This is a genomic window from Adlercreutzia caecimuris B7, assembly GCF_000403355.2.
Lineage (GTDB): Bacteria > Actinomycetota > Coriobacteriia > Coriobacteriales > Eggerthellaceae > Adlercreutzia > Adlercreutzia caecimuris.
This window is the reverse complement of sequence record NZ_KE159646.1, coordinates 2780158-2800090: the sequence shown is the minus strand read 5'-3', so window position 1 is coordinate 2800090 and position 19933 is coordinate 2780158. Positions and strand designations below refer to the sequence as shown.

19 protein-coding genes and 1 riboswitch are annotated in these 19933 nt (G+C 65.4%); of the genes, 8 read left to right on the top strand and 11 right to left on the bottom strand.

Annotated elements, in window-relative coordinates; genetic code table 11:
- The first annotated feature begins 2 nt into the window (after nt 1-2).
- Nucleotides 3-127: riboswitch (TPP riboswitch) on the top strand.
- A gap of 50 nt (nt 128-177) precedes the next feature.
- The 3 genes from thiM to C811_RS15005 all read left to right on the top strand — a co-directional run bounded on the left by thiM (nt 178) and on the right by C811_RS15005 (nt 2257).
- A complete protein-coding gene (thiM, locus tag C811_RS15015) occupies nt 178-1023 on the top strand; it encodes a hydroxyethylthiazole kinase (protein ID WP_016310557.1) in 846 nt (281 codons plus the stop codon).
- Between the two features lie 36 nt (nt 1024-1059).
- Nucleotides 1060-1359, top strand: coding sequence for an MTH1187 family thiamine-binding protein (locus C811_RS15010; protein WP_016310556.1), 300 nt, complete (start codon nt 1060-1062; stop codon nt 1357-1359).
- 115 nt (nt 1360-1474) lie between these two features.
- Complete coding sequence (locus C811_RS15005) at nt 1475-2257, top strand: ATP-binding protein (protein ID WP_016310555.1); 783 nt, start codon at nt 1475-1477, stop codon at nt 2255-2257.
- Here the strand turns inward: C811_RS15005 and C811_RS15000 are convergent.
- Nucleotides 2254-2841, bottom strand: coding sequence for a very short patch repair endonuclease (locus C811_RS15000; protein WP_016310554.1), 588 nt, complete (start codon nt 2839-2841; stop codon nt 2254-2256). The two genes, C811_RS15005 and C811_RS15000, sit on opposite strands and share 4 nt — an antisense overlap.
- A gap of 94 nt (nt 2842-2935) precedes the next feature.
- On the opposite strand from C811_RS15000, the gene C811_RS14995 reads away from it, so the two are divergent.
- Nucleotides 2936-3460 carry a pyridoxamine 5'-phosphate oxidase family protein gene (locus C811_RS14995; protein ID WP_016310553.1) on the top strand — a complete coding sequence of 175 codons (525 nt, stop codon included), beginning with the start codon at nt 2936-2938 and terminating at the stop codon, nt 3458-3460.
- Between the two features lie 126 nt (nt 3461-3586).
- A complete protein-coding gene (locus C811_RS0104265) occupies nt 3587-4447 on the top strand; it encodes a M15 family metallopeptidase (protein ID WP_016310552.1) in 861 nt (286 codons plus the stop codon).
- Nucleotides 4448-4722: 275 nt separating this feature from the next.
- Here C811_RS0104265 and nrfD read toward each other — a convergent pair whose 3' ends face one another.
- Genes nrfD through C811_RS14975 form a run of 4 tightly spaced genes read right to left on the bottom strand, consistent with a single transcriptional unit; the run spans nt 4723 to nt 9132 of the window.
- Nucleotides 4723-5622: an NrfD/PsrC family molybdoenzyme membrane anchor subunit gene (gene nrfD, locus C811_RS14990; RefSeq protein ID WP_016310551.1), complete on the bottom strand. Its 900-nt coding sequence runs from the start codon at nt 5620-5622 to the stop codon at nt 4723-4725.
- Nucleotides 5623-5627: 5 nt separating this feature from the next.
- The gene (locus C811_RS14985) at nt 5628-6167 is read right to left on the bottom strand and encodes a 4Fe-4S dicluster domain-containing protein (protein ID WP_031325544.1); all 540 of its coding nucleotides are present in this window, start codon (nt 6165-6167) and stop codon (nt 5628-5630) included.
- A complete protein-coding gene (locus C811_RS14980) occupies nt 6167-8335 on the bottom strand; it encodes a molybdopterin-containing oxidoreductase family protein (protein WP_022926695.1) in 2169 nt (722 codons plus the stop codon). Before C811_RS14980 ends, C811_RS14985 begins: the two co-directional genes overlap by 1 nt.
- A gap of 53 nt (nt 8336-8388) precedes the next feature.
- Nucleotides 8389-9132: a ferredoxin-like protein gene (locus C811_RS14975; RefSeq protein WP_016310548.1), complete on the bottom strand. Its 744-nt coding sequence runs from the start codon at nt 9130-9132 to the stop codon at nt 8389-8391.
- Nucleotides 9133-9434: 302 nt separating this feature from the next.
- Between C811_RS14975 and C811_RS14970 the strand changes: the two genes are divergently transcribed.
- Nucleotides 9435-11597, top strand: a complete 2163-nt coding sequence (locus C811_RS14970; protein ID WP_016310547.1) for an aldehyde ferredoxin oxidoreductase — start codon at nt 9435-9437, stop codon at nt 11595-11597.
- Nucleotides 11598-11783: 186 nt separating this feature from the next.
- On the opposite strand, the gene C811_RS16095 is transcribed toward C811_RS14970, so the two are convergent.
- Together C811_RS16095 and C811_RS14965 are read right to left on the bottom strand one after the other, a co-directional pair.
- The gene (locus tag C811_RS16095; protein WP_016310546.1) at nt 11784-12896 is read right to left on the bottom strand and encodes a hypothetical protein; all 1113 of its coding nucleotides are present in this window, start codon (nt 12894-12896) and stop codon (nt 11784-11786) included.
- 2 nt (nt 12897-12898) lie between these two features.
- Nucleotides 12899-13492: an iron-sulfur cluster assembly scaffold protein gene (locus C811_RS14965; protein ID WP_016310545.1), complete on the bottom strand. Its 594-nt coding sequence runs from the start codon at nt 13490-13492 to the stop codon at nt 12899-12901.
- Between the two features lie 289 nt (nt 13493-13781).
- Between C811_RS14965 and C811_RS16780 the strand changes: the two genes are divergently transcribed.
- Both C811_RS16780 and C811_RS14960 read left to right on the top strand, forming a co-directional pair.
- Nucleotides 13782-15638 carry a LuxR C-terminal-related transcriptional regulator gene (locus tag C811_RS16780; RefSeq protein WP_016310544.1) on the top strand — a complete coding sequence of 619 codons (1857 nt, stop codon included), beginning with the start codon at nt 13782-13784 and terminating at the stop codon, nt 15636-15638.
- 89 nt (nt 15639-15727) lie between these two features.
- On the top strand, nt 15728-15949 hold the full coding sequence (locus tag C811_RS14960) for a hypothetical protein (RefSeq protein ID WP_022926694.1): 222 nt from the start codon (nt 15728-15730) through the stop codon (nt 15947-15949).
- Here the strand turns inward: C811_RS14960 and C811_RS14955 are convergent, their stop codons facing one another.
- The 4 genes from C811_RS14955 to C811_RS14940 form a co-directional block, all read right to left on the bottom strand.
- Nucleotides 15950-16288 (bottom strand): type II toxin-antitoxin system PemK/MazF family toxin, encoded by a 339-nt coding sequence (locus tag C811_RS14955; protein WP_016310542.1) that lies wholly within the window; start codon nt 16286-16288, stop codon nt 15950-15952.
- A gap of 2 nt (nt 16289-16290) precedes the next feature.
- Nucleotides 16291-16530: an AbrB/MazE/SpoVT family DNA-binding domain-containing protein gene (locus tag C811_RS14950; RefSeq protein WP_016310541.1), complete on the bottom strand. Its 240-nt coding sequence runs from the start codon at nt 16528-16530 to the stop codon at nt 16291-16293.
- A 99-nt stretch (nt 16531-16629) separates the two neighbouring features.
- The gene (locus tag C811_RS14945; RefSeq protein ID WP_016310540.1) at nt 16630-17811 is read right to left on the bottom strand and encodes a pyridoxal phosphate-dependent aminotransferase; all 1182 of its coding nucleotides are present in this window, start codon (nt 17809-17811) and stop codon (nt 16630-16632) included.
- A gap of 55 nt (nt 17812-17866) precedes the next feature.
- Nucleotides 17867-19204 carry a hypothetical protein gene (locus C811_RS14940; RefSeq protein WP_022926693.1) on the bottom strand — a complete coding sequence of 446 codons (1338 nt, stop codon included), beginning with the start codon at nt 19202-19204 and terminating at the stop codon, nt 17867-17869.
- Nucleotides 19205-19933 lie beyond the last annotated feature (729 nt).

The following is a 19933-nucleotide window of genomic DNA, read 5'->3' as shown; positions in this document are numbered from 1 at the left end:
TGGCACCCATGCAGGGGTACGGAAGATGTCCACGGCACGCCGCGGGCCTTCCGTTGAGAGGGCGGTGCCGCCCAACCCTTCGAACCTGTCAGCTAACACTGTCGTAGGGAGCATGCCCACCAGCATAAGGCGCTCCGCATGCGGGCGCTTTTTTTGCTTCCGGAAAGGATCGGTCCCATGACCCGGATCACCGAAGCCGAGCAGCGCGGCCTTGTGGCCGCCGCCGTGCGCGAGGTGCGCGCGACCAACCCGCTCGCGCCCTCTATCACCAACACTGTCACCCAGAACTTCGTCGCCAACGCCCAGCTGGCCGTCGGAGGCTCGGCGGCCATGGTGTACCTGCCCGACGAGGGCGAATGCGTGGCGGCCCTCGGAGGCGCCGTCTACATCAACCTGGGCACGCTTCTGCCCGTGTACGAGGAAACCGTCCCGCGCACGGCCCGCGCCTGCGCCGAGGCGGCCAAGCCCTGGGTGCTCGACCCGGTGGGCGTCGGCATCGGCAGCCTGCGCACCGAGCTGATCCGCGCCGTGAAGGCGTGGCCTGCGGCCATCGTGCGCGGCAACGCCTCGGAGATCATCGCCGTGGCCGAGCTGTGGGGCCTCGATGCGGCCGCCGACAACGGACGCGGCCCGCGCGGCGTGGATGCCACCGACTCGGTGGAGGCCGCCCGCGCCGCCGCCGTGGCCATCGCCCGCTTCTCTGGCGGCGCCGTGGCCGTATCGGGTCCCACCGACCTCGTAACCGACGGCGCCGTCGTCGTGCGGGCCGAGGGCGGAAGCCCGCTTATGTGCTCCGTCACCGGCTCGGGCTGCTCCCTCGGCGGCGTGGCGGCCGTCTACGCCTGCGTGGCCGACCCCCTCACTGCGGCACTGGCCGCCACGGTCGCCTACAACCGCGCCGGCGCCCAGGCGGCCGAGCGCTGCAGCGGCCCCGGCAGCTTCCAGGTGGCCTTCCTCGACGCGCTGGCCGCGCTTACGCCCGAAGAAGTCGCCGATGCGCCCCTCGCTTTCGAGGAAGCCTAAGGCCCGAACGAGATGCTCCCATCCGAAAGGACTTTCATGAACACCCTTGTCGCCGTTGCCATCGCGCCCTTCGGGGTGGGCGATGAGCTGGCCCCCTACGTGGCCGAAGCCGTCCGCATCATCCGCGATTCGGGGCTGCCGCACCGCACCACCTCCATGTTCACCGAGATCGAGGGGCCCTGGGACGAGGTGATGGCCGTCGTGCGCGACGCCACCATGGTCCTCGCCAACCAGGGCATCCGCACTGAGGTCATCCTGAAGGCCGATATTCGCCCTGGGCATACCGGCACCCTCACGCGCAAGGTGGAAGCCGTGGAGGAGCTGCTGGCCGAGTAGCCCCGGCACGACGCGGCACTTCACAAGTTCGCGCCATCTGTGTGGAGGGCCTTGCGCTTTATCCTCGGGTCGCTATGATGCTTCCCCGACGAACCCGTAAAGCGAAAGGTGAACCATGCTGCGAAAGATTATCCAGATCGACGAGGAGAAGTGCATCGGCTGCCGCCTATGCGTTGATGCGTGCCACGAGGGCGCCATCGGCATGGTCGACGGCAAGGCGCGCCTTTTGCGTGACGACTACTGCGATGGCCTCGGCGACTGCCTGCCGGCCTGCCCCACCGAGGCCATCACGTTCGTGGAGCGCGAGGCGGCGCCTTACGACGAGGCGGCCGTGGAGGCCCACCTCGCGGCCCGCGCATCCGCCGAGGCTTCGGCCGAGGACATCCTCGACGCCGCCGTCGTCCGCACGCCGCGCGCGGGATGCCCCGGCAGCGCCGCCCGTACCCTGACCCCCAGCGGCTGTCCTGGCAGCGCCGCCCGTACCCTGGTTGCGCCCGATGCGACCGCAACCGCCCCGGCCGCCGATGCCCTGCCGAGCCGGCTCGCCCAGTGGCCGGCACAGATCAAGCTCGTGCCCGTGAGCGCCCCCTACTACCAGGGACGCGGCCTGCTCATCGCCGCCGACTGCACGGCGTTCGCCTGCGCCAGCTTCCACGAGCGCTTCATGAACGGCAATGTCACCATCATCGGGTGCCCCAAGCTCGACGAGGGCAGCTACGCCGACAAGCTGGCCGCCATCATCGCCGCCAACGACATCACCGAGGTCACCGTGGCCCGCATGGAAGTGCCCTGCTGCGGCGGCCTCGAGCGTGCAGCAGCCGAGGCCCACGCCCGCTCGGGCAAGGACATCCCCTTCTCGGTGGTCACGTTCTCCATCACCGGCGAGGTTATCGCCTAACGAGCAGCCGCCGCGCCTTCCGCTTCCTCGGGGAAGGCCTCCTCGTAGGGCGGATCGTCTTCGCGGCGCACGAAATCGTAGAGGAGCTTTCGGGTGGCCGGAAGCTCCTTCTTCTTCAGCTGGTGCTCCCAGAGCACGAGCACCTTCCAACCCATCTCCTCTAAAGTGGCCAGATTGCGTGCATCGCGCTCACGGTTGCGGGCGAACTTCGCCTCCCAGTACTCCACGTTCTTCTTGGGAACCGACAGATTGCACACGGGGCACCGATGCCAGAAACACCCGCGAATCTCGATGGCCAGCTTGCGGCCGGCGAACACGATATCGGGATGTCCCGGTACCTTCTTCCAGTCGCAACGATACCCCGGGAAACCCATCTCGCGCAGCATCCGACGCACTTTTATCTCGGGCTTGGTATCGCGGCGCTTGTTGCCTTGCATCGACTTGCGCGTGGCCGTGCTCACCACGCCGAAATCGTAGCGTCCCGGCTCGGACGAAACGCGAATGGAAGTTGTCGGAGCATCGCCCCGTTCGCCGATCGTCTCGTCGGCCACTTCGGACTGCGCCGTCTCGCGCCGTTTCGCCACGTCGCCTCCTTCCCATCGGTTATCGCGTTCGCATTATACCGTGGGTACGCCGACGTGCTACTATACCCACAAGTCGAACGAGAGGAGCGAGTCCATGTTTGTCCCCATGCGCCGCAGCAAGCAGCAACTACCCGCCGATGAATGCGCCGCCATCCTGCGCGGCGCCACCGCCGGCGTTCTCGGCACCGCCGGCACCGACGGCTACCCCTACGCCGTACCAGTGAGCTTCGCCTACGTTCCCTCCTCGGAAGACGACGCAGCACCCGATGCCGTACGGGGACGCATTTTTCTGCACTGCGCCACCACAGGCCATAAGCTGGATGCGCTCGATGCCGATCCGCATGTCTGCTTCACCGTCATCGCCCAAAGCGAGCCGGTGCCGGAAAAGCTCACCGACCGCTTCTGCAGTGTCATTGCCTTTGGCACCGCACGCCGCGCGGAAGGCGACGAGAAAGCGGAAGGTCTCTGGGCCTTGGGGACGAAGTACGCCCCGGGACTTGATGCCGTCGTCTCCGACGAGATAGCCACCACCGCCCATCGCACCGAGGTGATCGCCATCGATCTGGAATCGGTGACGGGCAAGGAGGGGCTCGAGCTTCTTCGCGAGCGAGGCGCCTAGCTTGCGCCGCGCACTTACAAAAGCTTAAGGTCTGCGGTTTCGCGCGATGACACCCCGGCCGATGACGGTCAGCGTGCTACGATGAGGCCATCATCACCCACGCAGCAAGGAAGGAGCGAAAAGTCCATGCCACGCCCTTCCTCTCTCACACGACGCGAGCTCATCGCCCTTGCGGGCGTGGGGGCCGGCATCCTTATCCTCGGTGAGGGCGTGCTCGCATCGGAAGCGATGAGCGGGCCGGCCTCCCTCGCGCGCGCAGGCTCGTCGGAATCATGCGATTCAACAGAGGCCGGCGTCTCGGAAAACCCGAAGGCGGCGGCATCGGAGCGCTCCCCCGAAGGCGCAGCCGCTTCTCCCGAGGAAGTCGCCGATTCCGCGGCAAAGGCTTCCATGAGCTTGGAGGATCTTCCGTGGAACCTGCGCCTCGTGAACAAGGACCATCCCCTCGATGAGGACTTCCCCCTTCCCGATCTTGAGGAGATCATCGACGGCTATGCCGTGGACGTGCGTATCCGCGACGATCTGGCCGCACTTTTGAAAGCCGCCCGCAAGGCAGGACACGATCCTGTCGTCTGCTCGGCCTTCCGCAGCCACGACCGCCAACGCGAACTGTACCGCGCCCGCGTGAGCCAGAGCAAAGACGAGGGCAAACGCGGACAGGAAGCCAAAGACGACGCTGCCTTCTGGGTAGCTCCACCCTACGCAAGCGAGCACGAGGCCGGTCTCGCGGTGGATCTCGTCGACGGCGACTACCAGCAGCTTGACGAAAGGCAGGAGGAGACGGCCACCCAGAAATGGCTCATGAAGCACTGCGCGAAATACGGCTTCATCCTGCGCTACCCCACCGACAAGAGCGCCATAACCGGCATCGGCTACGAGCCCTGGCACTACCGCTATGTCGGCAAAGAGGCCGCCTTCGCCATAGCGGAAAGCGGCCTCTGCTTCGAAGAATGGATCGAAAAGTACCTCGATCAAGGCAATGCGTAGAGGAGACGCGGGGTGTTCTGACCGAGCGAGTTCCGCAGCGACGAGAACAGCCCAGTGGGCTGCTCTCCAAAGCGAGGACTGTCTGAGCGAATCAGAATACCGCGCGGCTCCGACCGGCGGAAGGCTCCGGATGCGAGGCAGGGGTCCGCGCGGAGTTCCGCAGCGAACGGAACAGCCCGGTGGGCTGTTCCGCCGAGCGAGGACTGTTTGAGCACGGCGCCTCTGCCCCGCATCCGGAGCCGGGCGGCCGGCAATCTCTCGCCGGCCGAGGGCATCTACAGCATCCAGGGCTGAACGATGGTGACAGGCAGCGCCGCGCTCACAATCATGAGGCGCAGCACGAAGCCGCCGATGAGCACGCCCGCATCCGACAGAGCGCTCACCATCTGACCCGTGCGCGACGTTTCCAGCTCGTGGGAGGCAATCCACAGCATCCAGCACTCCAGCACCGTGGGCAGCACGAGGCCCATCACCACGAACAGCAGCCAGAAGCAGGCAGCCCAGTTGCCCATGACGAGCGCCGCCACGCTCTCCCAGCCGGCCGGGCTCGGGTTGGCCGAGGTCACGAACAGAAGCGCGGCCACGAGCACCAGCTCCACCACCGGCAGCCAGAAGTGGAACTTCTTCAGCACCACCACCTCGTTGAACTCCATCGGAGCCGCGAACACCCCGACCAGCAGCACAGCCGCCATACCGGTGGAAACCGCTGACACGAGGAACAAGATGGGCAAAAGCGCGGTGTTCCACAGCGGGAAGCCCTGGCACACGCCGAGCAGGCAGCCGGTGTAGACGGCTACGGCGAGACCCATGACCATGCCCAGGATATCGAGCCACTCGGGCACCGCCTTCTTCAAGAGGTCGAGCACGAGCACCACGAGGGCCACCACCACGAACACGGCAAGAAATACCACGCCCCAGGTCATGACCGACCCGAAGTTGGTCAGCAGCAGGGCGAAGCGCAGGGGATGCGCGAAGCCAGCGGCTGCGTCGAACATGAGCAGGCACAGTCCGACGATAACCACCGCCGGGGCGATGATGCGCCCGATGCGCATGAGGCGGGTGCAGTCCGGGTGGCGGAAGCGAATGAACACCGCCGTCACGAAAGCGCCGCCGCCCAAGCCGGCGAGGAAGAGATACCACGCGATGATGGCTCCCCAAATAGGTTCGTAGGTCATCTCAATCACCTCACGTAATAGACTTTGGCGCGGGTCAGGTCACCGGCGATGGGCTTGGCACCCTTCTCGACGATGGCGCGGGCCAGCTCGGAATCGGGATCGTCCAAGTCGCCGAAGATGCGGGCGTGGGTCGGGCAGGCATCCACGCAGGTGCAGGTGGCGCCCCCCTTCTCCGTCTGCACGGCGCAGAAGCGGCACTTGTCCACGGCACCGGTCTTGGAGTTGCGCACGCGCACCTGGTAGGGGCAGGCGCTCATGCAGTACAAACAACCGATGCAGCGGCCCTGATCCACGCTCACGATGCCGTCGGCGCCCACATGGGCCGCACCCGTCGGGCACACGCTCGCACAGGGCGCGTCCTCGCAGTGCATGCACTGCAGGGGCACCGTTTCCACCCGCACGTTCGGATAGGTTCCCGTCTCGGCCCGCTCGTAGCGGATGAAGTCCTCGTCGGGCTCCAGGTTGTTCTGTCTCTGGCACGCCGTGCGGCAGGCGTAGCAGCCGACGCACTTAGTCGTGTCGATGAGCATTCCGTAGCGTGTCATCATGCACCAGCCTTTCCGACCGTCACCATGGTCTCCTGCAGAAGCGGTGCGCCATAGCCCGGCTCAAGCCCGAAGGTGGCGAAGCGCGCCTGGCGCACGCCCAGCCCGTCGGCTTGCCTTTGCTCGTCATCTTCCACGCCGTAGTGACTTGCCAGGTACATGGCCGCCGGCTCGATGAGCTCGGTCACGTGCACCCGCACCGGCGCGGAAGCATACTCGTTCTCGATAACCACCTTGTCGCCCCCGGCAATGCCGGCAGCCTCTGCCGCAGCGGCATTCATCCACAAACCGTCGAGGCCGTACTGCTCGGCTATGGCAGCCACGGGCGCCGCATTCGCGGTCTTGGTCGTAGCCTGTACAGCCTGGTTGCCCGTGGTCAGGCGGTAGTAGCCATAGCCCAGGGCATCTGGAGAAACGGAGGGCTCCACCCAGGTGGGAGTAGCCGTGTAGCCAGCCGTCTCGCACGCAGCGCAGGCGCATTCCACCTTGCCCGATGCGGTGGGCCATACCACAGCCTCGGCCGCCACCGGAGCCAGCGAGGTGGCGCCGAGCGCCGCGGCGGCCTCGTAGGCGCAACCGCAGGACTCGCAGGCCGCGCGGGCGGCGTCCTCCACGGTAAAGGAGAAGGCACCTGCCGTATCAGTGGCCTGGGCCAGGCCCTCCACGATCTGGGACACGGAACGAGCCTCGCTCACGGCCGGATCGATCACCTGCAACGACACCTTCAACGCCGGATGCACAGCACCGGTCACAACGGGAAGCTGGGCGCTTTCGGCCCACACCTGCTCCGGCAGCACGTAGGTGCAGCAGCGGGCCGTCTCGGTCATCTCGGGCGTCACGGCCACCGACAGTGTGCAGGTCTCCACGGCCTCGCGCACGTAATCGGGATCGGGGTACTCGGCCACCACGTTGGCATCCACCAGAATGAGCCCCGCGATGGCTCCGTCGTGGGCCAGGCGCAGCGCCTGGGCGGCAGAGCCGGCAGCGGCCAGAGGATACTCGGCCGCCGTCGCATCGGCCTCCTCCACGGCGATGGGGGCCATGGCCGTGGCAGACCAGTCGATGGTCGGCGCAGCCACGTAGGCGCCACCGGGAACGTTCCAGCACCCGAGCACCGTGTTCGTCAGCGCCACGGCGCGGGCGAGCTCGCCGCTGTTGCCGTAACTGCCCCCGAACAGGGCCATCCACGTCAGATCGATGCACGCGGCGGGCGCGGCGGCGGCCAGCTCGCCGACGAGGCTCTGGATGCGGTCCTCGGCAAGGCCGGTCACCGAAGCGGCCCATTGCGGCGTATACGATGCCAGGGCGCGCTCCCATTCCGCCAGCCCCTCCATCTTGGCTGCGGCGGCGTTGGCCAGGTCGTCCTTGGAAAGAAGGCCGCGGGCCACGGCCAGCACCAGCGCCAGCTCGGTACCTGCCTTCACGCCGAGGTACTCAGTGGCCACCGAGGCCGAGGCGGGCATGCGCGAATCCACCATCACAATCTTCGCCCCGGCGGCCTTCGCCGCCTCGAGGGATGCGATCGTGCCCGGATCGGGCATCTCGACGGTGCTCGCGCCCAGAATGACCACTATCTTCGCCTGGGCGTAATCCACCTCGTAGGAGGTGAAGCCCGTGGCCAGGGCGAGACCCGAAGCCACCGACGACGAAGCCGTCGTGGCGTTCAGGTACACATTCGGGCTGCCGAGCGCGTTCATGAAGCGCTCGGTGTACCAATCGGCCGTGGACGTGCCCGGGATGATGGCGGCCAGAGCCGCGGCTCCCTTGTCGGCCTTGATATCGGTCAGGGCCTTGCCGATCTCGGCGAGGGCCTCGTCCCACGGAATGGCCTCGTAGCTGCCGCTGTCGGTGCGGCGCATCGGGCTTTCCAGACGATCGGCCGACGTGGCGGCGGTGGCCATGCCATAGCCGCGGGCGCACAGGGTGCCGGCCGAAGCCGGGTCGGTCGTGTTACCCACGACCTTGTCGATGGAGCCATCGACGGTGTAGGCAGCATAGCTGCACTGTTTGGGACAGGCGGCGCACTGCGTGTTGACCGCTTCGGCCGCGTAGGCCGTATCAACCGCAGAGCTGGACGCGCAACCCGCGAGCGCCGCGCCGGATGCCGCTAAGGCGGCTCCCGCAGCACTGGCGGCCACGAAGGTCCGCCTGGTTATTGGCTGAGTCATTGCTCTATCCTCTCAATCGAAGGCGACAAAACGAAAGCGGAGCGCATGCGCTCTTACGCTTCCACCATGGTGGCCGTGGAAACCACGCCCTCGTCGATGGCCTTCTGCGCGATATCCTCCCAATCGATGAACTTGATGGCACCGTTGGGGCACTGCTCGGCGCAGCGGCCGCAGGATACGCACTTGGTGGAGGTGCCGGTCTGGGCGTTCACCTGGGGCATGCCCCACGGGCAAGCGGCCGAGCACATGCCGCAGCCGATGCACACCTCCTCGTCTACCACGCGCGCGCCGGTCTCCTCGTCGGCGGAGATGGCATGCACCGGGCAGTACTTCGCGCACTGGGGATCGGCGCACTGCTTGCAGGACTGCACGGTGAACTGGCAGTTGCCGTAGATACCGTCGTTGGTATCGACGCCGGAGCCGAAGTTGTAGTTGTCCCATACGCGAACGCGGGCGATGGACTGCTGGGCGGCGCCGTCGTTCTTCAGGGTGCACATCATCTCGCAGCGCTGGCAGCCGGAGCAGCGAGCGCGGTCGGTGACGATCATTTTCGCAGGAGTGGTGCGCAGCTCGATGCGGCCCGAGGCGATGGACTGGGTCGTCACGCCCCACGATGCGAGCACGCCGCCGACCACGAGGCCGGCAACGCCGCAGCCGGTCATGGCCAGCACGGTGCGTCGGGTGAAGAAGGGCTGCTTCTTATCGGCCGGCATGGCGCCGGCACTCTCGGCAGCAGAGGTGGCCGCAGCGGGAGGCTGCTCGGTGGCCACGGTTTCGTTTTTCTGGGTGTCTGACATTTGAACTCCCCCTTGTAACTGATGCTTGTCTCAGAGAGAACTCAAGATCGCGACGCCACGCAACGAAAGGCATCATAGTCATGAATGAAGGATCTGTGTACCCTCTTTGAGGGGGATTACCGAATGTTAGGTTTCCGTTTGAGCGCCCGCTCGCCGCGCCGTCACGGTTCCGTTGAAAACTATCCCCTCATTGAGGGGAAGGGGACCTGCCCGCTCATATATATACTGGCCAGCGACGATTACTCCAGATCGCCGACTGATACCACGCAACACGAGTACACGAAGAGATTTGGAGCTTCATCATGGCTGATTCAAAACTGGATCCCGGCAAGTCCTACGGCTGGACCGGCAAGATCCTCCGCGTCAACCTGACCGACAAAACCGTCTCGGTGACCCCGACCGACCCTTATAAAGAATATCTGGGCGGCATGGGCATCGCCAACAAGATCATGTACGACGAGGTGGCCCCCGGCACCGACCCGCTCTCTCCGGAGAACAAGGTGGTCTTCGCCGTCGGCCCGTTGACGGCCACCGGCGTGCCTTTGGCCGGCCGCACCACCATCGCCTCCCTTTCCACCTACACCAAAGACCATCAGGTGGTGGACGCCCACACCGGCGGCATGATCGGCGCCGCCATCAAGAAGGCCGGCTGGGATGCCATCATCATCGAGGGCGCCTCCGATGAGCCGGTGTACCTGAAGATCGACGACGACGATGTGGAGATCAAGCCCGCCGACAAGGTATGGGGCATGGGCACCCGCGCCACCACCGAGGCGCTCTCGCGCCGCGAGGGCACTGACTTCTGCGTGGCCACCATCGGGCCTGCCGGCGAGAACCTGCTGCCTTATGCCTGCATCATCAACTCTCGCAACCATTCCGCCGGCGCCGGCACCGCCTCGGTGCTCGGCTCCAAGAAGCTGAAGGCGCTCGTGGTGCGCGGCACCCAGCCCATCTACGTAGCCGATCCGCAGGCTGTGGCCGATCTGTCCGACTACATGCTGCGCGAGATCGTGGGCTCGAACAACAACCACGTGGTGCCCTCCACCCAGCAGGAATGGGCCGAGTACTTCGACAAGGGCAGCCGCTGGACGGCCCAGAAGGGCCTCACCTGGGCGCTGGCCGAGGGCGGCCCCATCGAGACCGGCGAGCCGAAGCCCGGCGAGATCAACACCGTGGGCTACCGCTGCATGAAGTCGTTCAAGGACGAGGGCCCCGAGGCTGAGAAGTACACCATCAAGATGGACGGCTGCCACAGCTGCCCCATCCACTGCTACTCCGACATGCGCGTGCCCGCCTCCGCGGCCAACGGCGGCTACGAGATCACCGGCAACACCTGTGTGCCGAACTTCCCCTTCACCAACTACATGATCGGCATCCTGGGCGACAAGACGCCGGTTGCGGCGGCCAGCGAGGACGCGCTCGTGTGGGATCAGGTGACCGGCTCGGTCATGGACGACTTGGGCCTGTGGTGCAACTACGGGCAGATCTACCGCGACATCGCCCACTGCTACGCCAGCGGCGTATTCGAGCGTGTGCTGCCAGCCGAGGAGTATGCTGCCTTCGACTGGACCAAGTTCCAGAACAACGACCCCTCCATCATGGCCGAGTTGCTCACGAAGATCGCGAAAAACGACTCCGAACTCGCCTATGTGGGCTACGGCCCGCTCGTGTGGACCGACCGCTGGAACGACAAGGCATGGAACGACACCGTGGCCTCCTGCATCATCAACCCGCGCGGCTGGCCGGTGCACCACGCCCATGAGTGCTTCGGCCAGGTGGGTCTGCTCTACAACATGGTGTTCAACCGCGACGACATGATCCACTCCGCCGTGAACTTCCAGGGCTGCGGATTGCCCTTCGAGCTGAAGCAGCAGATCGCCGCCGAGGTATGGGGCGACGCGAGCGCTATCGACCCGGACAAGAACTACACCCCCATGAACGAGTACAAGGCGAATTTCGCCTGGTGGTCCGTGGTCACCGACGTGCTGCACGACTCGCTCACCCTGTGCAACTGGGTATGGCCCATGACCATGAGCCCCACGGCCGCTCGCGACTATCGCGGCGACCTGGATTTGGAGGCCAAGTTCATGAAGGCCGTCACCGGCGAGGACGTGACCACCGAGGATCTGTACAAGATGGGCGCGAAGATCACCACCCTGCAGCGTGCCAACACCGCCCGCGGCATGACCGACGCCGAGGGCAAGATGGGCACCAACGACTTCCGCGCCGTGCACGACGTGGTGACCGAGTGGCCCTTCACCCAGGACCCCGACGTCCCCGTATTCACCGAGGGCACCATCAAGATGGACAAGGACGACTTCCAGACAGCCCTGACCATGATGTACGAGTGCTTCGGCTGGGATCCGAAACTGGGCTGCCCCACCGCCGAGTGCCTTGACTACTACGAGATGGGCGACGTGAAGGAGAACCTGGCCGCCCTGGGCCTGCTCCCCGACGCCAAGTAGAGCCCCGAAGAGCCCCCTCGTGACGAGGCCCCCGCACCGCATCACCGGTGCGGGGGCCTTCTTGCGTGCAGCCGGAAGCCGCCCTCCCATAACGAAGGGTCCCGCACCACTTCGGTACGGGACCCTTCTCGACGAGCGCGAGCAGGGGCGCGAGCGGAAAGCGCGGGCGGAAGCGGAGGCGCTCCCCTACACGTTGCGCTTGCGCTCCACAGCATCCCACTCGGCCAGCGCCTTGGCGCGAGCCGGGCTCAGATAGGCTGTGGAGTAGAAGTACACATCGCCGTTCGAGGCCTCGGTGCGCTCAATGTCGTCGGCGCGGCCCTGGGCGCGCGCTTCGGCGAAGGCGGCTTCCACGGCCTCGGCATCCATACGGAAGGGGTCGTTGGCCAGGTTCGTGCGAGCCATGGGACGCGGGTACACCGACGACTCCTCGCGCACGCACTCGACGAAGGCGGTCACCGGGTCGTCCTCGGCGGCGAGGAAGGCCCAGCGCCCGTAGGCGTCGGTCATGGCGGAGGCATCGTAGAGGTAGTAGCTCGCCTTACCCATGAGCAGGCGGATGTTGGTGCAGTCGTAGGGAAGGGGGGCGGCTTCGTCCGCCTCGGTCGCCCCGGTCGGAGCTCCCGGGCATTCCGATTCGCCCTCGCGGCTCATCTCGGTCGGAGCTGCCGGGCATTCCGATTCGCTCGGACAGTCCTCGCTTGGTGGAACAGCCCACTGGGCTGTTCCAGTCGCTGCGGAACTCGCTCGGTCGGAACGTCCGACATCTCCTCTGGGCTCTTCCACTGCTGAAGAATCAGCCAGCGGTTCCATTTCAGTCATCTGCTCCTCCTTCGCGGAGGCAGCCTTGTGCTTGAAGGGGGAGGTGCCCACACAGCGGCCGTTGGAGGAGGAGAAGGCCGAATGCACGTGCCGGTTCACGGGGCGGGCTGCCTGGGCCGAGCCCTCCCCTGTCGCTGAGGCCCCTTCGGGCATCGGGTCGCCGTGCTCCATGAGCGCGTCGTAAACGGCCATTTCCACGTCCTCGGCCGTCATGGACGTAGGCACGAGACCGGCCGGCTCCCATTCGCTCGGCTGGGCCAGCCGGCCCTCGCGCGTTGCGGCGCGCACCGCGTCCAGCACGAGCGCGATGGCTGCATCGCGTTGCTCTTCCTCGCTCGTATCATCGCCGAAGGGCGACGCCTCGGCAGCTTCCGCCGCCACTTCTCCGTGAGGCAGCTCGTCGGATATGTCCTCGCCGGCCGCCTGAGCCTCGGCAAGCGCGATCACCGCCGCCCGAATCTCGTCTTCCTCGCGCACGGCTATTCCTCCAGCGACTTCATCAGCAGGTCGTTGCGCGTGTCCCGCAGCGAGCAGTGCTCGCACATAAGGCATTCCACGCCGTAGGGAGAGCACGGCACCACCTCGTCGAGGGCCGCCAGATCGGCGCCTTCCCGCACGAGGAAGTCGCCCACGAGGGCGCGCACAGCCTCCACCGAGAAGGTGAGCGTGTTCGCCTTGCCCGCGGGCACACCACCCACAGCGGCCCGCACCTCGTCGGTCGTCAGCGCTAGGGCCTCTTCAAGGGTGCGCCCCTCGATCATCGCGCAGGTCGCGCTCGCACAACCGGTCATGGCCAAGCATCCCCGCGTCTTGAAACCCGCAGCCTCGATCACGCGCGTCTCTGGATTGATGCGCGCGAACAAGCGAAACGCCACCTCCCCGCGCTTCGACTTGCCCACCATGGCCTGGGCGTTGGCCCCATCAGGACGCCCCCCGTTGCGGTAGTCGGCCACGATGGACAGCAGCTTGTCGGAATAGCCCGTCACCTCGTCCATCGACTCGGTCTGATAGGCGTCGGCCGTGCGCAGCAGCACGCGGGTCGGCGGCTCATGGTAGATATCGCGCTCGCTCATAGGGCCCCTCTCGTTCGGTCAGCGCGACGCACCTCTTCCGAAGCCGCCGCGCTTTCTGGCTTCGCTCCCCACAGCCTACCATGACCTTTTTGCGCAGATTCCCCTCTTTCAGGTGATGTCATTTTGCGGATACGTAACAAGATGGAACGCGCCCGCATAATGGGCGGGGAAAGATTATCATGGAGTCAATAGGTCATGCTTGTGCATTCGCACGAGTTTCTGAGGAGGAGGGCGGCCGGGAGGATCGCAGTCGCGATGCACCGCCTCGCATAAGGAGAAGGAGGGTCCCATGGGTGCCCTGTTCGCGGGCCTCGTCTCGCGCTTGAAGACGTTTTGGCCCATGCTGGCCGGCATCGTCTGCGCGCGCACGGCCCTCATCGTCGCCTGTTACGGCAGCTATACTGCCACCGACGACGGCGTCTTCACCGACGGCGCCATGCTCATCGTCTGCGTGATCTTCGCCGCGGCGCTTCTGGCCCTCACGCCGTCGCGCCGTGTGCTCAGCAACACCGCCGTGCAGTGGGCGCTCGTGGGCAGCACCTTGGTGGCGGCGGCCGCCTCGGGCGCGCTCTCCTTTATGGACAACACCGACCCAGCTCTGGCCGGCATCGCCTTCGCCCTCAGCGTTATCAACACCTTGGCCCTGTCGCTGTGCATGTTCTACTGGCTGCGCTGCCTGCGCGGCACCGACGAGGTAACCGCCGCGCTCTTCGTGTTCGGCGCGTTCATCGTCAGCGTGGCCCTCGTCTACTTCATCGCGTTTCTGCCCCTGCGCGCGCAGAATATCCTCGGCTGCGTCCTCATCCTCGCCCAGCTGACCTTGGTGGGACCCGCCGCGCTGCGCGACGGGCTGGCCGCCGAGCGCGCCCACCGACGCGCCCGCACCTTCTTCACCTTCGCCCGCAGCCACATCCAAGATGCGCGGTTCCTCGTAGCCTGCACCGTCGGCATGGGCCTCTTGAGCTTCGTGGACGGCTTTATGCGCGGCTACCCCGACGGGCTGCCCATCGCCTTCACCCCGCCGACCCGCTTCGCCTATGCCCTCGCGGCCATCGTCACCTGCACCCTGCTGGCGATCTTCGTGGTACGTCGCCGCGAGCGCGTCATGACCGTCGGCATCTTCGTCACCATGCAGGCGCTCGCCGCCGGCGCCCTCGTGCTGTTCGGGGCCTTCCCCTTCCAGTGGGAAATCGGCGCGGTGCTCGTGAACACGCTGAACATCGTCATCTGCGCCTACTGTTGGTACGTCATCATCGCTTTCACGAATTTCGGCAGCCGCGACCCGTACTTCTATGCTATGGGAGGCTGGGTCGTCTGCTTCGGCGTCCGATCCGTCGCGCGCATGGTGCTGCACTTCGCCTATCCGCTCACGGGAAACGACCTGCTTATCAACTCCGTGCTCGGGGTGCTCATCCTGCTGTCGGCCCAAGTGGTGCTCGTGCAGTTCCTTCTCGCCGAGCATAAGGAGAACACGGCGGCGGCCGAGGAGCGCGAGGCCCAGGTCGAAATCGATTTGCAGCATGCCGAAGCCGAGGTGGCACGCACCCAACTGGCCCTCGCCGATGCCGAGCGGGCCCTGGACAGCGCCGCCCGCGATGCCGCCGAGCACGAGGCGACCCACGTGGCCGAGGCGGTCGCCGCCGTGCAGAAAGCCGCCTTCGAGGCCGTGACGGCCGCCCAGGCCCAGCGCTGCGTGCACTGCACCGAGGGCTGCTCGCCCGAGCGCCCCGCCGCCCGCGACGGAGGCGCGTCCGCATCCTCGCAGCCGGCAGGGGCGCGGACCGCCGAGCCGCAAAGCGCAAATGCCCCGGCCCCCCATGCCCGATCGGCAGCCCCCATCGGCGCCTCGCCCCTCGGGCGCACGCGGCGCGAGGCGGGCATCGCCGACGTCACCGCGCCCACGGCCGCCATCATCAGCGACCCGCTGCGCGAACGCGTGCGGGCCATGGGCGAGCAGTTTCTCCTGTCCGATCGCGAAGTGGACGTGCTCACCCTGTACGCCCTCGGCTATACTCAGAAGAAAGTGGCCGAAGAGCTATTCATCACCCCCGCTACGGCCCACAGCCACATCAAGCGCATCTACGGCAAATGCGGCATGCACTCCCGCCAGGAGATTCTCGAGTACCTGGCCAGCTGGGGCTCTTGAGGGCATTGCCCGTTGCACCGGGCCCTCTTCAGCCGTATGACGCGAGCGACGCGTCGAACATGCCGCGCTCCGACCGAAAGCGAAGGCCCATGAGCACTCAACCGAACAAGCAATCCGGCAACCTGACGGGCGCGGCCCTCTACCTGCGCTGGCTCGGCATCCTCTGCGCCGTCATGGCCGCCTTCTGCCTCGGCGTCTTCATCATCGGCTACAAGGATCCCAGCTTCGGCCGCGTCGCCACCTTCATAGCGCTGGCCGTCGCCTGCCCCGTCCTGCTCTGGCTCTCAAAACGCACAGCCGGCCGCTTGTAGCTATCCGAAGAAGCTCTTCATCACGCTCGTTACGCGCTCCATAAACGGAGAGTTCTCATCGAAATGGGCCACAAGCGCAGGGTTTCGAGCCTCCATATCGAAGGCCCGAACTTGTTCGAGCGCCGCGCATCCGTAGCGCTCGTCAAGCTCGTCGGGAAGTTCCAGATGCAAGGGGAAATAGTTGGCCCGCGTGGTAACGGGACACACGAGCGTCATTGATGTCGACCAGTTGAACTCGTCGGAACTGACCACGAGCCCCGGACGGCGTCCCGCCGGCTCATGGCCCTTCGACGGGCTGAAGTCGAACTCGACGAGATCGCCCTTTCTGAGCAGTGCCATAACTACCAGACCTCCCTGCCCATGGGCTCACCGGCATCAATCACCTCGGGCGGAGGCCCATCGTAGCCCCTCATAAGCGACGAGAGAGTCCAATCCTGCTCATGGGGAGTAAGAACGATCTTGTCACCCTCCCGCTGAATCTCGAGCTTGTCTCCAACAGCAAGACCCAGGTCGCGACGCAGAGCCTTCGGAATAACAATGCCGGCACTCGTTCCCCACTTCGTCAACGTTGCTGTGGTCATGACGCCACCTTCCAATATATATATTATCTATATCAAAAGTATCTCACGAATGGCACCAAGGTTCAAGAGCGGGCATCGCTCGTTAAGCGATTGGCGCCCTTACCCCGCGTAGCTCGCCTTCAGCGCAGCAAACGCCGGCATGGCGCGCTCGATGGTGTCGCGTGCGATGCAGTAGGACAGGCGCACCCAGCCGCCCACGCCGAAGCTGTCGGACGGCACGATCAAAAGCTCGAACTCCTTCGCGCGATCCGAGAACGCCTGAGCGTCCTCCTCCAGCGCGCGCACCCACAAATAGAAGGCGCCGTCGGGCTCCACGTACTCGTAGCCGAGCGCCGAGAGCCCCTCGGTGAGCAGCGCGCGGTTCTCGGCATAGGCGGCCACATCCGACGGCTCGTTCACACAGCGGGCCGCCACGCGCTGCAACAGCACCGGCGCGCACACGTAGCCGAGCGCGCGACCCGCACCGGCCACGGCCACGGTCACGGCATCGCCGTCTTCAGCGGAATCGGACACGTACACCCACCCGATGCGCTCGCCGGGCAGCGAGAGCGCCTTGGAGTACGAATAGCACACGATGGTGCGGTCGTAGATGCTCGGCACCCAGGGCACCTCGGCACCGTAGGCAATCTCGCGGTAGGGCTCGTCGCTGATGAGGTACAGCGGTCGGCCCAGCTCGGCCTCTTTCGCGCGCAGCATGGCGCCGAGGGCCTCCAGGCTCTCGCGGGTGTACACAGCGCCCACCGGATTGTTCGGCGTGTTGATGATAACGGCGCTCGTCCGCGGCCCGATGGCCGCCGCAAGCGCCTCGATATCGGGCTGGAAGGCGGGAACCGCCGCGGGCACCTCCACGATGGTGCAGCCGGCCGCCTCGATCCAGGTGCGATACTCAGGGAAGTACGGCGCAATGACCACCACCTCATCACCCGGCTCGGTCACCGCCGCAATGGAGGCCGCCAAAGCCGCCGCCGCGCCCGCAGTCAGGTACACGTGGGCGGCCGTGGCGCGCACGCCGTAGCGCTCGGCGATGGAGGCGGCCACCGCCTCGCGTGCCTCGGGAAGGCCGGCGGCCGGCGAGTAGGCGTGCAACGGCACCGGATCGGTTTCCAAAAGCTCGCGCATCGTATCGCCCACGAGCGCGGGCGCGGGCACCGAGGGGTTGCCGATGGAGAAGTCGAACACGTTCTCCGCGCCGATTTCCGCCTTGCGAGCAAGCCCGTAGGCGAACAGTTCGCGAATGGCGCTCGGCTCGTCACCGAGCCCATACATCTTCTCGTTAATCATAGCGCTTCCTTTCCCCAGGTACCTCGCCCGCAACGGCCCTTTTGCACATTCGCCCTCAGGATACTACAACGCCCGATGCACCCAGCGTCGCTTCCGCCGAATCGACCACGGCGGCCCCCAGCTGGACGATCTTATCCTGCAGATCGGGATGAGCCCGAAAGGCGAAGGCGCGCCCCTCCTGCTCGCGCACGAGGTAGCCCTCGCGCTCCAGCCCGAGGAAGTCGGCCCGAGCCGTTCCGTAGGCGATGCGGAAGGTGCGCTGGTGGGGAGCGATGCGCAAAATGGCCCCCGGCTCGCGGCACAGCGCCGCCAGAATCGACTTCTGCCGCGCGTTGATATGCGACTCGAAGATGCGCTCGATCTGCTCGTTGAGCTGCTCCAAGTAGGTGATGGACACCGCCAGGCGCTCCAACTCGCGCAAGTACAGGCGCACGTTCAGCTCGAAGTAGGGCGTGAAATCGAACCCGAAGCCGTAGTCGGTGGACCAGTGCTCGAACACCGCCCGGTAACGGGCCGCATCCACCGGGGCATCTTCCAGCGCAGGATCGAAGCCCTCCGGCAGCCAGCACAGCACCGGCAAGTCCCATTTCAGGGCGAGGATGTTGCGCAGCAGCAGTCCCACCAGCACGTTCAAGCGCGGCAGCACGTTGAAGTAGCGGAAGAACCAGCTGATATTGAGAATGCGCAGTACTGGCCCGAAGCGCATGTCATCGCCGCCCTCGCGCGCCCGAGCGCACACAAGGTCCATGAGCACCTGGGAATGGGGCGGCGGCAGGCGCGGGTCCAGAGGCGCCAGCACCCGCTCGGGCAGCTCGTCCACATTCACGCCCTCCACCAACTCGTAGTACAGCGTCTCGATAAGCCCATGGGTCACCTCGCGACGGGCCAAGCTGTCGCATTCGTTGGAGAGGCGGAAATAGTTCGCCACCAGCCGATCGAGCGAGGTGGCCGGCGCCGCACCCGAGAACAGCTCGTGCACTCGGTCCTCGCCGGCCTCGATGCCCTCGGCCCGCAGGCCGCCGATGAGCGTCCGCTCGATGAACCGCGTCACGAAAGGCGACCCCTGCATCTCGCACAGCGACCGTCCGAGCGACGAATCCGTCTTCGAGCGCACCTCCAGCATCTCGGTGTTAAAGGAAAGCGAGCTCGTGGTGACCATCCACATATCGGCCTCGCGTTCGGGGTCTTCGGGAATGAACACGGCAGCCTGCTTGCGAATGGCCGTGAGAATGCGCCAGATGTCGTCTTTGGAATAGCCTTCAGGCAGCGAGAACCCATCGAGGTCCTCAAAGAGCAGAATGCCCACATCCACGGCAGTGCGCAGCTCGTAGAACACAGGGTGGCACATGAACCTTACCAGCTCGTCCACTGCCAAGGAAGCGCCCTTCGCCATACCCCTCCCCTTCCCATACGTCCCCATTTCAGGAAACTCTCAACTTTTGCCTATCCTATTATTAAGTTATGACGATGTAAATATTAGAGATTGACCAGAGTGCTATCAATTTCTATTTCTATTATTATCAGATATTTAGATATTGATAATACCCAGCCCACACCGTATAGTAGACTCATCGAAAGAGACATTCCGATAAGGAGGCCCGCAATGGACTGGCCCATCATCATCCGCTAAGCACTCTGGGCGTTAACCGCCCGTTCTGCGGGAGCCCTACCCGCAGCCCTCTGAGGTGAGAACCCCGCCGCATTGCCCTCTCAGCGCGGCGGGGTTTCTTGCGTTTCGGGGGGGGGAGGTTGCCGCCCTCGGCAATTTCTTGCGTTTCGGAAACCGTGGTTGCCGCTCTCGGCAATTTTCGACGTTTCTGATTTTCTGCAGAACCAGACCCACCTGAACCGATCCGCGCAGACCGCCCCGCCTCGCGAGCCTGTGCAAATCGCGCCAAAACGCACCTCGTTGCATGTTTTGGCGAGATTTGCACAGTCTCGGAAGTCCTCACAAGACGAAACCTATACATATCAGGAAAAATGCGCAACCAATCTGTACAGATCGAGCCAAAACATGCAGCCTTGCGTATTTGAGCCTGATTTGCATAGGTGACAAACGGGCAATTGCGCCCACCTATCCCCATTCGCCCAATTCAAGCCCTGCGGAACCACCGGGGATACC

Excerpts from the sequence above, each read along its gene's own strand:
- C811_RS16780 (WP_016310544.1), top strand. The coding sequence starts at position 13,782 with ATGGGTGCCCTGTTCGCGGGCCTCGTCTCGCGCTTGAAGACGTTTTGG.
- C811_RS14980 (WP_022926695.1), bottom strand. The coding sequence starts at position 8,335 with ATGACTCAGCCAATAACCAGGCGGACCTTCGTGGCCGCCAGTGCTGCG.
- C811_RS14985 (WP_031325544.1), bottom strand. The coding sequence starts at position 6,167 with ATGACACGCTACGGAATGCTCATCGACACGACTAAGTGCGTCGGCTGC.
- nrfD (WP_016310551.1), bottom strand. The coding sequence starts at position 5,622 with ATGACCTACGAACCTATTTGGGGAGCCATCATCGCGTGGTATCTCTTC.
- C811_RS15010 (WP_016310556.1), top strand. The coding sequence starts at position 1,060 with ATGAACACCCTTGTCGCCGTTGCCATCGCGCCCTTCGGGGTGGGCGAT.
- C811_RS14955 (WP_016310542.1), bottom strand. The coding sequence starts at position 16,288 with ATGGCACTGCTCAGAAAGGGCGATCTCGTCGAGTTCGACTTCAGCCCG.
- C811_RS14970 (WP_016310547.1), top strand. The coding sequence starts at position 9,435 with ATGGCTGATTCAAAACTGGATCCCGGCAAGTCCTACGGCTGGACCGGC.
- C811_RS0104265 (WP_016310552.1), top strand. The coding sequence starts at position 3,587 with ATGCCACGCCCTTCCTCTCTCACACGACGCGAGCTCATCGCCCTTGCG.
- thiM (WP_016310557.1), top strand. The coding sequence starts at position 178 with ATGACCCGGATCACCGAAGCCGAGCAGCGCGGCCTTGTGGCCGCCGCC.
- C811_RS14940 (WP_022926693.1), bottom strand. The coding sequence starts at position 19,204 with ATGGCGAAGGGCGCTTCCTTGGCAGTGGACGAGCTGGTAAGGTTCATG.
- C811_RS14950 (WP_016310541.1), bottom strand. The coding sequence starts at position 16,530 with ATGACCACAGCAACGTTGACGAAGTGGGGAACGAGTGCCGGCATTGTT.
- C811_RS15005 (WP_016310555.1), top strand. The coding sequence starts at position 1,475 with ATGCTGCGAAAGATTATCCAGATCGACGAGGAGAAGTGCATCGGCTGC.
- C811_RS14995 (WP_016310553.1), top strand. The coding sequence starts at position 2,936 with ATGTTTGTCCCCATGCGCCGCAGCAAGCAGCAACTACCCGCCGATGAA.
- C811_RS14975 (WP_016310548.1), bottom strand. The coding sequence starts at position 9,132 with ATGTCAGACACCCAGAAAAACGAAACCGTGGCCACCGAGCAGCCTCCC.
- C811_RS14960 (WP_022926694.1), top strand. The coding sequence starts at position 15,728 with ATGAGCACTCAACCGAACAAGCAATCCGGCAACCTGACGGGCGCGGCC.
- C811_RS14945 (WP_016310540.1), bottom strand. The coding sequence starts at position 17,811 with ATGATTAACGAGAAGATGTATGGGCTCGGTGACGAGCCGAGCGCCATT.
- C811_RS14965 (WP_016310545.1), bottom strand. The coding sequence starts at position 13,492 with ATGAGCGAGCGCGATATCTACCATGAGCCGCCGACCCGCGTGCTGCTG.